Source organism: Glycomyces artemisiae (assembly GCF_003002955.1).
GTDB classification, from domain to species: domain Bacteria; phylum Actinomycetota; class Actinomycetes; order Mycobacteriales; family Micromonosporaceae; genus Glycomyces; species Glycomyces artemisiae.
This window is the reverse complement of record NZ_PVTJ01000017.1, coordinates 16,833-29,015: the sequence shown is the minus strand read 5'-3', so window position 1 is coordinate 29,015 and position 12,183 is coordinate 16,833. Positions and strand designations below refer to the sequence as shown.

Here is a 12,183-nt window from a genome sequence, read left to right as displayed (position 1 = left end):
CCGCGGCCGCGACCCTCGTCGGCGGGCGCCGCGGTGCTTGTCCGGCAAATGGTCGCTTCGCGGATCCGGACCGGCGCCGCCGGCGGCGGCCCCGAACCCGCTCCCAGCCGTCCGACAATCCCGTCCGTCTGGAACGATGTCCAACAACCAACCGCGACCCGTTTCCCAGACACAGAGGGAGCCCATGGCGCTCATCGGCCTCGTCCGTCGATCCGTGGTTCCCGTGGCGATCGAATCGCCGTATGCTCGTATACATGCAAACGACGATTCGGATTGACTCCACGGTCCGCGACCGCCTGGAGACCCTCAAACAGGACGGCGAGAGTCTCGGCGACGTGGTTGAGCGACTTACCGCCGCCTACAACCCGTTCGCCGGCCTCGGCGACGTCCTGGCCCACCCCGACGTCGACGCCGCGGTCAACGCCGACTACCGCGCGAGCGTCCAGACCATTCCCGGCGAGACGCCCCGGTGACCGCCGAGCGCGGCGCGATCGTCCGCCGCGGCGACACCGGCGGCTACGCCGTTGTCATCTCCAACGACATGCTCCACACCGTCTCCTCGACGGTCATCCTTACCACGGTGGTGCGCTCGGAGTCGATGGCCGAGGCCTGGCCCAATGTCATCGGCGTCGACGCCGCCGGCGAGCACCTGTTTGCCATTCCAGTCTCCGTCCACACCGCGCCCGCGAGCGCCATCAAGGACGTCGTCGGCCGGGCCACCAATGAGCAGCTTCGCTCCATCGTCCGTGTCCTCCACGCCGCCACCAGCTCCTGACCGGAATGACGAAGGGCCAGCCGAACGGCTGGCCCTTCGTGCTGTCGGAAGGCGGTGCTCAGGCACCGCGCGCGGCGGCCGCGGCGAGCGGCAGCAGCCAGACCTGGCGCGCGGTCTCCTCGGCGGCCTCGGCTCGGCCGAGCCGTCGCCCGGAGTCGAAGTCCCGCCTGCGGATCCGCTTCGCGGTCGCCCCGAGTTGGTAGCAGGCCGAGCACCACTGCATGATCGCCGTCCCGATCGCCACGAGCTCGTCTTCGTCGACGTGCGCCAGGCCCTCGCGCACGATCCCGAGGACGGCTAGGACGGCCGCGCCGTCCGGGTCGGCGCCGTCGAGCCCGGCCTTCTGGTGGGCCTCTCCCACAGCCAGTACCTTCGCCGCCAGGCCGTCGATCTCGGGGGAGAAGAAGGCCGGCCTTTCGGCGGCCGCGTCGTCGCTCATGCCGCCGCTCCGCTTGCCTCGGCCTCCTCGGCGGCCTTCCGGTCGTACTCCTGGAGCGCCTCGGAGATGGAGGTAAGGCTCGGCTCGCGGGTCTTGCCGTCGGCGGTCTTGTAGTGGAGGTGCGGCTTGATCTGGCGCAGGGTGTAGCCCTTCTCCCGCAGCGTCGCGGCGTAGACGGTCATCTCCTCGGTCATGACCTTCCGCCGGCCGCCACGGTTGCCGCGCTTCCGGGCGGCCTCCAGGCCGTCCTTGGTCTTGCGAACGATGTCGCGGCGGCGGTCCTCGGCGATCGCGAAGGCGAGGTCGAGCACGAAGCTCCGCTCGGTGTGCTCACCGGCGGCGATGCCCTCCAGGACCTTCACGGGGATGCCCTGGCTGAACAGGTCCTCCAGGACGATGAGGCCGTCGATCAGGTTCCTGCCGAACCGGTCGACCTCCTGGACGCAGAGCAGGTCGCCCTCGCGCAGGTACTCGACGGCGGCTTGGAGGTCGGGGCGGTCGGCGAGCTTGAGCTTGCCCGAGGCCTTCTCCTCGAAGACCTTGATGCAGCCGGCCTTCTCCAAGGCGTCGTGCTGGCGGGCGGTGCGTTGCTTGTCGGTGCTGACGCGGACGAGGCCGATGAGCGCCATGGGCTCCCTCTGTGTCTGGGAAACGGGTCGCGGTTGGTTGTTGGACATCGTTCCAGACGGACGGGATTGTCGGACGGCTGGGAGCGGGTTCGGGGCCGCCGCCGGCGGCGCCGGTCCGGATCCGCGAAGCGACCATTTGCCGGACAAGCACCGCGGCGCCCGCCGACGAGGGTCGCGGCCGCGGTGCGAATCCAGGATCCTGGAGCGGTCCTTCCCCTGCGACCCCGAGGAGTCCCTTCGTGGCCGATTACATCGAGCGGTGGTTCTACGACGTCACCCCCGTCTGGCGTCTGCCCTACCCCGACCCCGCCGAGCTGGAGCACCCGCCGTGCATCCGGCGGGGCATCGGGCCGTTCGCGCGCTCGGTGCGCCGGCTACTCCCGAAGGCCCCGACGCTGTGCTGCTGGTTCCACGACGGCTCGTGGGCGCAGGTCTCGGAGGCCGCGATCGGCTTGGTCGAGGCCAAGGCCGCCGAAGGGCTCGTCGGCGACGAGCTCGTCGACGCCGTCACCGCGACCGTGCAGGAGATCGAGCCACCGACCAAGTGGTTCGGCGAGGCGGTCATGAGCCTCATCGACGGCGGCGAGCCAATCAACTACGGCTCCGTCGCCGACTGGAAGGACGGCAAGCCGTTCTACATCGGCGGCCGCCACCGCGCCATGGCCATGATGCAGCAGGGCGTGCACCGCACGGTCACGATGCGCCTGGAGCTGCTCGACCCCGCCACCGGCGAGATCCTCCGCGATTAGCGCCCGAGCCCTCGCTCCTGCGGCCGCCGCGCACCCTCATACGTACCCGCGCGCTCGTTACACAGCGTGACATTCGCGCGGGTACGCGCGTCGAGCGCGCCCGTGTCGCGCGCGCACCCAGGGCATGGGGGATATGGGGGCCGCGATTGCGCGCCAAACCTCAGAGGTTTATCCCTGTTTCAGCCTATTTTCGGCACGGGTGCGTGCCAATGGCGCGGGTGCGCGCCACGGCTGTGACCTGGGGTTTGGCGCGGGTGGCGCGCACCCGCGCCAATTACTGACGGTGACGAAAACCGGGGTCCGGGCATGGAAAAGGCCGCCCCGGAAGGGGCGGCCTTGGACAGACTGGTCAGGCGGCGAGGCGGTAGACGGTGGCGGTGGAGGCGCCCTCGCGGATGATGAGCCCGTCCTGGGACAGGCGACCCAGGAGCCGCTGGAGGGTCCGGCGCGGGACCTTGGTCTTCTCCTCCAGGGCGCCGACCGGCAGGGGCCCCTGGGCTTCGCGGAGGACGGTGACGACGCGGGCGGCGTGGGGGACGTCGGCGATGGCCTCGGCGTCGAGTTCGGCGCTGTCGCCGTCGACGTCGGAAAGGTCGACCTCGCCGAACTCGGCGTCGAGCTCGTCGGCGTCGATGAACGCCGCTGCGGCCTGCGGGGCCGCCTCGGGCGCGGTCTCGGTGGCCTGGGCGGGTTCGAGGTCGCCGCCGGCGGTGCGGGGCCAGCCGACGATCTTGGCTTCGTGCTCGGAGATGACGGGGCGGGCGGCGGCGTACTCGGCGATCATGGCGTCCCATTCCTTCTGGCGCTTGGTGATGGCGGTGTCGGAGTCGTAGGCAAGGGTCTTGTTGGGCTGGTGGCCGCCGTCGGGGTGGCCGACCCAGCACTGGCCGCGGGTGGGCAGGCCCTTCTCGGTCACGCTGACGTCCCAGCCCTGGACCTCACCGTCGTGCGCCTTCTTCACCTGGTGGCCGATGAAGTTGCTGCCGTACTGGCTGGTCAGGGTGGTCGGGATTTCGGCGGCGTTGATGGACTGGGTGATGAAGCCGATGGCGATCCCGGCCTGGCGGACGTGCTTGGGCAGGGACTCCATGAGGGTGATGAGCTTGTCGTACTGGCGGGCGTTGGCCTGCTTGAGCAGCACGGTCAACTCGTCCATGAGGTAGAGGAAGGCCGGGCGCTCAGGGGTGGGGATCCAGTTGCGCATCCGGTTCCCCTCGGCGTCGAGCATGGTCTTGAGCCGCTGGATGCGGTCGCGGGAGAGCGCTTCGAGGCCTTCGAGGTCGGCGATGACCTCGTCGATGGTCTCGGCGCGGCGGTGCATCGCGGCGCGCAGGTACTCGCCGAGATCGATCTTGACCGGGTCGCCGCCGGAGACGACGAGGTCGCCGCAGGCGATGGCCGACAGCAGCAGCGACGAGCTCGTGTTCGTCTTGCCCGAGCCGGTCCCGCCGAAGATCCCCAGGCACTTCGCGTCGGGGTTGGAGGTGAAGATCCGCGCGAACGACTCCACATCCTCCACCGAGCCGAGGATGCGGCCGATCGCCAGGCCGTCCAGGACCGAGCGCGAGCCCGGCGCCCAGGCCGCGCCTTCGACGCGGTTGGCCGGGTCGAGCGCGGGGTGGGGGATGTTCCGCTTGGCGGAGGCGGCCGCGTGGAGGATGGTGACCTTCATGCGGCGGGAGTTCCCGGCCGAGTGGCGCCGGGCGATGACGCGGGCGGTGTCGACGTGCAGCTGGTGGGCGATGTCCTCGCCTTTGAACTTCTCGGGCCGGTCGGCGTCGCCGATGAACACCTCGTACTCCACGTCGCCCTTGGCGTTGGTGGAGGAGCTGGTCACGCGGGTGGCGTCGCACGCGCCGAGGGCGTGGAGGGCGGCGCCGAGGGAGCGGGCGCGGCGCTCGGAGGCGGTGTAGCGGGTGAACACGGTGTCCCCGGCCCACCACCACACGGCCAGGACCAGGCCGACCGCGAGGATGAAACCCCAGGCCGGAAGCCACCCGGCGGCGAAGGTGAAGATCAGGGTGCAGACGGTCCCGAACATGAGCTGGGCGGCGGCGGGGGCCTTGACGGAGTGGTCGAGGCCGCCGATGATCCCGTCGAGCCAGATCCACAGCATCACGGCCAGGAGCGCGACGACCGGCCACGCCCACGGACCCCAGACCCACACCGAGACGTTCGCGGCCGCCGCGGCGACGCCGCCGGCGGCGATGACGTGGACCGGCAGTAGCCGCCGCCAGTGGCGGACGTTGAACCGCGTGGCCGCGGCCGAGGCCTTCGCGGTCGTCTTCACCGCGCGCCCCGTGGTGCGCAGGACGTTGGCCGTGCTGGCCGTAGAGTTTGCAGTGGTCACAGTGTGCTCCTTGAAGTGCTGCTGGGGCTTGGCCGGGACGAACTGGACCTTCGTCCCGGCCGTGGTGTCGCTAGCTGTTGATCGGGATGACCGTGGCGCCGGAGGCCTCGGCGTTGCCCTGGTTCTGGTAGAGGCCGAGGAACGCCCGCTGGGCGCCGAACAGGGAGACGCCGGCGGACTTGAGCTCGCCTGCGGCGTCCTTGATGTGGTCACAGACCTGGCGGTTGACCTGGTAGCGGCTGAGGCGTTCGGCGAGGTCCTCCAGGGCGCGGCCCCACAGGGTGAGCGCGAACTTGTTGGTCGCCAGGTGGGTCCACACGCCGTTGACGACGTTGCCCTGCTCGGGGAGCCAGGCGCTGATGAGCAGGGCCGCGCGGGAGGCGGGGACGCGGGTCTCCAGCGGCGGGTACTGGCCGCCGGCCACGACGGGCATCCCGGCCATCGGCACGCCGGAGGCCTCCTGGTTGATCTGGTCGACGTGGTGGCGGGTCATCGCGTCGCCGGCCTTCTTCATGTGCTCGTTGGCGGAGACGATCAGGTTGACCGCCTCGGTGATCCGCGAGCGCACCCGCTGGTCGATGTTGCCGACCTTGAACGTCAGGCACAGGTCGTCGATCCCGGCCGCGACCAGGCCGATCGCGTCTTTGAGGTCGACGCAGGCGTCGGCGGTCGACAGGGCGCTCTTGCCGGCGGTCGGCGCCCAGGCGCTGATCTGGTCGATGATGCCCGAGTAGGCGCGGGCCAGGTCGCCGCTGCCGAGCAGGCGGGACGTGTTGGACATGTGGATCACCCTGGTTCCGGTAGTGGTCGTGCTGGTGGTGGTCGTGGTCTGGTTGATGGCCCCGCCGTTGGTCGTGGCGGTCACGGTGGTCGTGGTGGTGGTGGTCGCGGTGACCGGGGCTGCTTTCCCGGTCGTGGTGACGCGCTTCTTGTAGGCGGCCCGGTGTGCGGCGCCCAGGCCCTTCTTCGGGAGCGTGAAGGACACGGTCACCGCGCCCCACGCCAAGAGGTTCGTCGCCGGGTGGCGGCGCAGCCAGCGGCGCGCGCCACGGCGCGCGTCCTGGCGGGTGTCGCGCCACGCGTCAGCGAAGATGCTGGTCATTGGGTCTCCATGTGCTGTCTGCGGAGGGCCTCGACGGTCAGGTACTCGGCCATCTGGCGGTGCCCGCCGGCGAGGGCGACTGCCGCTTCGACCACCGCGGCACCGGCCTCGGCGTCGTCGCGGTCGGCGCCGACGCCGATCGCGTCCATGTGCTGGCGCGCGAGGTCCAGGTAGGCGGCCGCCGTGTCGGCGTACTCGGCGGCGGTCCGCGGCTGTGGGCGTTTCCCCATGTCAGGTGCTCCTTCGTGGCCTGGACTCCTCAGCGGCGGGAGGCCATCCCTCACCGGACCCGCCGGAGCGGGTTTCGCCAGATGGTGGGGCCGGTCGAGCAGCTGACCGGCCCCACGGAGGTGCGGCTAGGAGGCCGCGAGCTTGGCGTAGGCGTCGCGCAGCACCGGCGCCCGCTTCTTGGCGATGTTGAGCGTGCGGCGGATCGACTCGGCCGAGGCGGGGTTGACCGCCCGGCCCGTCTGCGGGTCGATCCGGCCGTCGCGGACGGCCTCGGCAAGCTCGACGACCAGTTCCTCATCGGACCTGGACTCGGGCGTGACCTGGTCGAGTACACCCTCAGTCCGGGTGTACTCGGCCCCGGCCGCCACCGCGGCGGGCGCGGTGCGGAAGGCCTTCTGCGCGGCGGCCGGCGGCTCGACGACCGCGTCGGCGAGGGCCTGGCGGAGCGATCTGATGAGCTTGGGGACCAGGGACGCCGAGATCGCGAGCCCAGCCGGAACGATCGCCCAGACCGCCGCAGCGGGCGTGAGCCCGTCGACGGCGACGTGCAGGCCCACGTTCAGGAACAGGGCCACGACGATCAGGCCGTACTCGAGATTGCGGAACGGGTTCTTGTCGCCGTCGCCGATCGCGCCGAGCACCTGCGCGAGCAGGATCGCGATGACCGGCAGTGTCAGCAGCGGCTCCAGCAGCCAGTTGATGACGTGCGTCGAGGGCGACAGGTGGTCGAGGGAGACCCCGACGTTGACCGCGCCCAGGACCGCGGCCAGGACCGCGGGGAGGATGGCGATCATCGGCACCCACCGCTCGGCGGCGGCCAGGCGCACGATCGCCGTGGTCGGGTCCAGGGCGCGGTCCTGGCGCTCCAGGGCCGCCAGGAGGCGGTTCTCCTGGCGGCGGCGCGCGTCCGCGACGCTGGCCTCGTGCTCGGCCTGGAGGCGCGCGCCACGCGAGGCCAGCTCGGCACGGCGGCGCGCGACCTTCGCGTCCAGGTCGCGCTCGAAACCGCGCAGGTCGGCAGCGCGGTGGATGATCTCGCGGGCCTCCGGCTCGGAGATCGCCTCAGCCAGGGCGTCGACGTCGGCCTCGGAGGTCGCCTCGGCGCGGCGCCGCGCCAGGCGCATCGCGACCGGGTTCGGCATCGCCGTCTCGGTGGTCGGGCGGCCCTTCTCGTCGACCATGACCGGCCACAGGTGCGCGTCGGCGTCGGAGTCCAGGCCCTCCAGGACGTCGTCGACGTCCCGGACGGCCTCGGCCAGGGCGTCGGCCTCGCGTACGGCCGCGACGGCTTCCGCAGCGGCTTCACGTGCGGCCTCGGCCGCCGCCTCGGCGGCGATGCGCGACTCCTCGGCCGATTCCGCGGCGCAGTCCAGGCACACCTCCTCCGCGTCGTCGACGTCGGTGCCGAGCATGTCGGCCAGGCCCTGGGCGTCCTCGGGGGCGACTCGCGGATGCGGCAGCGCCTCGATACCGGTCGCCAGGTCGCGTTCGGCCGCGCTCCAGTCGAAGTCGGGCTCGTTCGGCCCGGTCAGCGTGTTGTCGGTGGTCATGACAGCTCCAAGAGCGTGGGCTGGGTCAGGAAGTTGATGAGGCGGCCGCGGGTCTTGGAGTCCAGGTAGGACGGGGCGTCCGTCTGGAGCCAGGCGGCCAGGGCCTGCCCGACCTCGTCGGCGGTGTGCTCGGTCTGCGCGATGGCGTCGGTAACCTCGCCCTGCGTGGCGTGGTGGAACACGATGAGCGAGTGGGTCGCCTTCATGTCCAGGTAGGCCAAAGCGTCGATGAGCATCGAACGGCGGTGGGCGGCGTTGCGCGGCGTCGGCACGAAAGTGCCCGCGAACGGCGACTGGTTCGCCTTGCTGTTCATCGGATCCGCCCCCCTGCGAGGAGCTGGACGACGAGGCAGGCAACGACCACGGCCCACGCCTGCCGGTAGCCCAGCAGCGCGGCGACCAGGGCGGCCACGGCGATCCAGCCGACGATCGCGACGGCGTTGTCCAGGAGTGCGTTGCGGGACCGGCGGCTCATGCGATCACCCCCAGCAGGACCAGGAGCAGCGCGGTGAGCGTCAGGACCAGCAGGCCGAAGGCTGCCAGGGCCGACCAGTACGCGGCGTCGCGGCGCTGCTTGAGGTTGAGGATCTCGCCGCGGGCCAGGCGCAGCTCGCGCTGCGCATCCTCGTGGGCGCCGACCACCTTCGCCAGGGCGTCGATGGTGGAGCGCAGGTCGTTGCTCGTGGACTGGTGGAGCACCCGCTCACCGTCGAGCCGGGCCTTGAAGTCGTACGCGCGCAGCCAGTACCGCACCGCGCTCTGGCAGACCTCGCGGCCGCCGTGCTCGTCGGCCGGGCCCAGCAGACCGGAGTTCTCCAGCATCTGCGCCATGTACTCGGCCGACTCGGCGTCGGGGCCGAACAGGGTCTCGGTGCTGCGGACCGTCGCGCGGTCCTTCAGGGCCGCGACAACCTGGTTGAAGCGTCCATCGCTCATGCCGCACTCACCGCCAGGCGCAGGCCGGCGAGCCGCAGCGGGCTCGCGAACGGGTTCGGGATCCGGCCGGACTTCTTGGCGGCCTTCGGCGCGGCCGCGACCGGGGCCGGTCGCGGGAGGTAGCGCTCGGCGACCTCGTCGACGAGCATCACGAGCCAGGCGACGAAGCCCTCGGGTTCGACCAGGCCGATCCACTCGCAGACCTCGACCCACACGTCCTGCGCGGCGTCCTCGGCGTGGACGCCGAATCGGCCGGGCAGGCGGTCAGCGACGAGGTCCAGGACCGTGTACTGGAGGGCAGCGAACAGCTCGCCGAGCGCGGCTGTGTCGCCGCCGGCGGCGCGCGCCGCCAGGGCGTCGGCCTTCGACGTGCAGGTCGAGGCGTAGTGCGGGCCCTGGCAGATGGGGCAGGTCACCGGGATGGCACGGCGGCGCATGGTGCTCATCGACCCTCCCCGGCGGTCTCGATCAGGTCGTCGAGAGTCAGGGCGCGCTGCGCGGGCGTCAGGCCGCCGCGGATCCAGCCGTTGTAGTAGCCCGGCAGGCGCGCGGCGAGCGCCAGGCACTCGGTCTTGATCGCGCACGGCGCGCAGAGGCGGGCGGCGACCATCGCGACCCGCTCCTCGTACCGGTGCTGGAGCATGTGCGGGTGGGACTCCTCCGGAGCGATCCACCGGTCCATGAACTCGAGCTTCTTGTCGGCGCGCAGCTTCACCGGGGGGATGCAGTGCGCCTCCTCCGAGGTGACCTGCAACAGCAGGTCATCAGTGGACGTGTCCAGGTGTTCAGCCTCAGCCGCGCCGATCGCGGCGAGAACCTGTACGGTCTCGTCTGACATTGGGACTCCAGTTCCTCATGTCGCGCCCTGGTCAGGGGTAACGGCCCTGACCAGGGCTTTCTCGTATCTCGCATCACCCGCAACGATCGTCACGGATGCAATTGCGTTGATTGCAATCACTGTAATCATGCACGCGAATGCCTGTCAATGCAATCGCAAGGATGGATTTTGATTGCATCATGTGGCACGATGGGCGGCATGGACGAAGACGAGAAGCTGCTTTCAACCCCGGAGGCTGCCGCGCTCATCGGGGTCGACCCAGCGACCCTTTGGCGGTGGCAGAAGTCCGGGAAGGTCCAGGCCACCTGGACAACGCCTGGCGGGAAAATCAAATGGGACCCCAATGACCTGCGACGACAGCTAGGACTGCCTGTGGAAAAGCGCCCAATCGTGCTCGCCATCATCACCAGCGCCGAGGGGGTTCTGGTGGGCAAGCGCAACGACGGAAAGCCCCCGTACACCTTCATCGGCGGCGAGGTGGAGCCAATGGAGACCGCCGAGGAAGCGGTCATTCGTGAGGTCGAGGAAGAGGCAAAGCTGACGATCATGGTGTCGGCGGCGGGCCCAATTGGCCAGCGGGTCCACCCCAAGACCGGCCGAACGATGATCTACATGCCGTGCGCCCCAGTGGGGAGCACGCAAGTCGAGGTCGGCGACAAGGAAGAGCTTGAGGAGGTCCGTTGGGTTTCGCTCAGCGAGGCCGAGGAGCTGCTGCCAGGGTTGTACGAGCCGGTGCTCGTCTACCTTGCTAAAGCCCTCCGGGAACCGGAGTTCACGGAGTAGTTCATGAGCACCCCAACGAACGGAAGGGGTCTGTGGGGGTTTTCTCCCGCAGGCCCGAGGGACAGTCCCAACTTCTCGCCAGTAGCGGAGCAGTGACACACCAGACACGCAGGACACACTGCCCACGAGTACGATCAGCACACACAAAAAGAGGGGTCGAGCTGCGAACTCGACCCCGCTAGCTCAGTACATGGACGTCAACGACCACCGAACCGAACCTGATCAGTTCCCAGTGTATCGGTGGTCGCGACTTCGGCGCACATGTCGGGAAGGACATGATGACCACCACCGATCGTTCCGGGTTCACTCTCCTGCTAGGCGACGACTGGGAGACCCTGAACAGGATGCACATTCGCGTCCCGCACCCCTACGCGCGCATGAGCCTCAAGCCCGAGGAGCTCGGGCTCGTAACGTGGCTGCTATCTCACAAACCCGGTCAGCCGCTCAGTGCAAAGTTCGCGGCCAAGGGGCTGTCGTGCAGCGTGGACCGCATCAACGCGATCTGCAAGCGCCTAGAGGCTCGCGATGTTCTCAACCGCCGCCGGGACCGTAATGAGCTCGGCCAACTCGGCGACGCGTTCTGGGAGCTGATCCCACCACCGGAGTTCCGCGAGCTCGCCCGCGCCCTCGCGGCTGCTGGGGGCAGTCCAGAACCGGAAAATGCCAATCTGGCCTCCACCAGCGAAAACACCCCTGTCAACGAAGAGAAATCGCAGGTCGGAGCCAAAACGGAAAAAACCAAGATTGGAAAAACCAAGCTTGGAAAATCCGGCCCAAAGGTAGTTCAAGGGAAAGACAACACAAGGGAAAGCCACACACACCCGGCCACCGCGGTCGACCCGCCGCCCGCCGGGGATCAGGCCCCGGTGTGTGTGAAGGAGCTTCTCGAAGACGCCCACTCAGTGATCCGTGGAGCGATCGACCCCGAAGCCGACCTCCGGCTGGACCGCTCCGACCGGGACGCCCTAGCCGCACGGATCACCATCCTGCTGGACGCGGGCTGGACCTACGAGATGCTCAAGGCCCGCCTCGGAGGCCGCACGAACGCCGGAACTCGTAGGCCCGACATCGTCCTCGGCAAGGCCGTCACCGCCCTGGAGACCGAGGAGCCGCCCACCGGCCGAGCGGACGCAGGCAAGAACTGGATCCTCAAAGACGCCATCGACCGGGCCAACCGCCTGTTCCGCGACCAGGACTGGCAGCTCACCCGCATCACAACCTGGCTCAACAAGGCCCGGCTCCACACCGTGGAGGCGTGGATGGACCAGATCGACGAGGAGATCCTTGCCCAGGCCCGGACCGAAGCCGAAGACGCCGGGGTCCTCGCCGAGCCCACTGTGCCCGCGCCCCGCGTTGCCTCGGTGCTTCCGGCCATGACCACCGACCAGGTCCGTGCGGTCGCGGCCGACCGCGCCACTGAGCTCGGCATGACCGCTGAGGCCGCGCAGCGGTGGGCCGAGAGCCGACCGAAGCACAAGTTGCTGCCATGGCTTCAAACCGACGAGCACGAGCAGCGCGACCAGCTTCCGCTGCGGGTCGCCGCCTGACCCAGCTCGAAACCGCCTCCCCTGACCCCAGAATCGCCCCTGCGCGGCTCACAGCCGCCGGGGGCGGTTCCTTACCCGCCGGGTGTTCTCACGCCTCCTGGGGGCCGCTGAGCGCTTCCAGGCACCGCATGGACACGGCTGGCCGCCGACAGGCGCAGGTTCCGACCCTCGACCGCGGCCGCGGCGGTGCGGACCAGGAGCGCACCGAGGGTGGACAGCTCGGCCGACGCCGTGTCGGCCGAGCCCGTCTCGTT

At 69.9% G+C, this 12,183-nt stretch carries 16 protein-coding genes; 5 read left to right on the top strand and 11 right to left on the bottom strand.

Features of this window, described 5'->3' with window-relative positions; genetic code table 11:
• Nucleotides 1-254 precede the first annotated feature (254 nt).
• On the top strand, nt 255-473 hold the full coding sequence (locus tag B0I28_RS26490) for a DUF7557 family protein (RefSeq protein WP_146148261.1): 219 nt from the start codon (nt 255-257) through the stop codon (nt 471-473).
• Nucleotides 470-775: a hypothetical protein gene (locus B0I28_RS26485; RefSeq protein ID WP_106366881.1), complete on the top strand. Its 306-nt coding sequence runs from the start codon at nt 470-472 to the stop codon at nt 773-775. Before B0I28_RS26490 ends, B0I28_RS26485 begins: the two co-directional genes overlap by 4 nt.
• Nucleotides 776-833: 58 nt before the next feature.
• On the opposite strand, the gene B0I28_RS26480 is transcribed toward B0I28_RS26485, so the two are convergent.
• Together B0I28_RS26480 and B0I28_RS26475 are read right to left on the bottom strand one after the other, a co-directional pair.
• A complete protein-coding gene (locus B0I28_RS26480) occupies nt 834-1,214 on the bottom strand; it encodes a hypothetical protein (RefSeq protein ID WP_106366880.1) in 381 nt (126 codons plus the stop codon).
• A complete protein-coding gene (locus B0I28_RS26475; protein ID WP_106366879.1) occupies nt 1,211-1,843 on the bottom strand; it encodes a recombinase family protein in 633 nt (210 codons plus the stop codon). The genes B0I28_RS26480 and B0I28_RS26475 overlap by 4 nt, the downstream gene beginning before the upstream one ends.
• 239 nt (nt 1,844-2,082) lie before the next feature.
• Between B0I28_RS26475 and B0I28_RS26470 the strand changes: the two genes are divergently transcribed.
• Nucleotides 2,083-2,592: a hypothetical protein gene (locus B0I28_RS26470; RefSeq protein WP_106366878.1), complete on the top strand. Its 510-nt coding sequence runs from the start codon at nt 2,083-2,085 to the stop codon at nt 2,590-2,592.
• Between the two features lie 349 nt (nt 2,593-2,941).
• Here B0I28_RS26470 and B0I28_RS26465 read toward each other — a convergent pair whose 3' ends face one another.
• The 9 genes from B0I28_RS26465 to B0I28_RS26430 all read right to left on the bottom strand — a co-directional run bounded on the left by B0I28_RS26465 (nt 2,942) and on the right by B0I28_RS26430 (nt 9,599).
• Entirely contained in the window at nt 2,942-4,942 is a 2,001-nt protein-coding gene (locus B0I28_RS26465) for a hypothetical protein (RefSeq protein WP_106366877.1), read from the bottom strand.
• 70 nt (nt 4,943-5,012) lie between these two features.
• Entirely contained in the window at nt 5,013-6,044 is a 1,032-nt protein-coding gene (locus B0I28_RS26460) for a hypothetical protein (protein ID WP_106366876.1), read from the bottom strand.
• Complete coding sequence (locus B0I28_RS26455; protein WP_106366875.1) at nt 6,041-6,274, bottom strand: hypothetical protein; 234 nt, start codon at nt 6,272-6,274, stop codon at nt 6,041-6,043. The genes B0I28_RS26460 and B0I28_RS26455 overlap by 4 nt, the downstream gene beginning before the upstream one ends.
• 126 nt (nt 6,275-6,400) lie before the next feature.
• Entirely contained in the window at nt 6,401-7,825 is a 1,425-nt protein-coding gene (locus B0I28_RS26450) for a hypothetical protein (protein ID WP_106366874.1), read from the bottom strand.
• On the bottom strand, nt 7,822-8,139 hold the full coding sequence (locus B0I28_RS26445; RefSeq protein WP_106366873.1) for a hypothetical protein: 318 nt from the start codon (nt 8,137-8,139) through the stop codon (nt 7,822-7,824). Before B0I28_RS26445 ends, B0I28_RS26450 begins: the two co-directional genes overlap by 4 nt.
• On the bottom strand, nt 8,136-8,300 hold the full coding sequence (locus B0I28_RS27545) for a hypothetical protein (RefSeq protein WP_181245988.1): 165 nt from the start codon (nt 8,298-8,300) through the stop codon (nt 8,136-8,138). The genes B0I28_RS26445 and B0I28_RS27545 overlap by 4 nt, the downstream gene beginning before the upstream one ends.
• A complete protein-coding gene (locus tag B0I28_RS26440) occupies nt 8,297-8,761 on the bottom strand; it encodes a hypothetical protein (protein WP_106366872.1) in 465 nt (154 codons plus the stop codon). The genes B0I28_RS27545 and B0I28_RS26440 overlap by 4 nt, the downstream gene beginning before the upstream one ends.
• Nucleotides 8,758-9,207 (bottom strand): sigma-70 RNA polymerase sigma factor region 4 domain-containing protein, encoded by a 450-nt coding sequence (locus B0I28_RS26435; protein WP_106366871.1) that lies wholly within the window; start codon nt 9,205-9,207, stop codon nt 8,758-8,760. The genes B0I28_RS26440 and B0I28_RS26435 overlap by 4 nt, the downstream gene beginning before the upstream one ends.
• Nucleotides 9,204-9,599, bottom strand: a complete 396-nt coding sequence (locus B0I28_RS26430; protein ID WP_106366870.1) for a hypothetical protein — start codon at nt 9,597-9,599, stop codon at nt 9,204-9,206. The genes B0I28_RS26435 and B0I28_RS26430 overlap by 4 nt, the downstream gene beginning before the upstream one ends.
• Nucleotides 9,600-9,797: 198 nt before the next feature.
• On the opposite strand from B0I28_RS26430, the gene B0I28_RS26420 reads away from it, so the two are divergent.
• Both B0I28_RS26420 and B0I28_RS27015 read left to right on the top strand, forming a co-directional pair.
• A complete protein-coding gene (locus tag B0I28_RS26420) occupies nt 9,798-10,382 on the top strand; it encodes an NUDIX domain-containing protein (protein ID WP_219927008.1) in 585 nt (194 codons plus the stop codon).
• A 275-nt stretch (nt 10,383-10,657) separates the two neighbouring features.
• On the top strand, nt 10,658-11,929 hold the full coding sequence (locus B0I28_RS27015; RefSeq protein WP_146148260.1) for a hypothetical protein: 1,272 nt from the start codon (nt 10,658-10,660) through the stop codon (nt 11,927-11,929).
• Nucleotides 11,930-12,183: the final 254 nt, after the last annotated feature.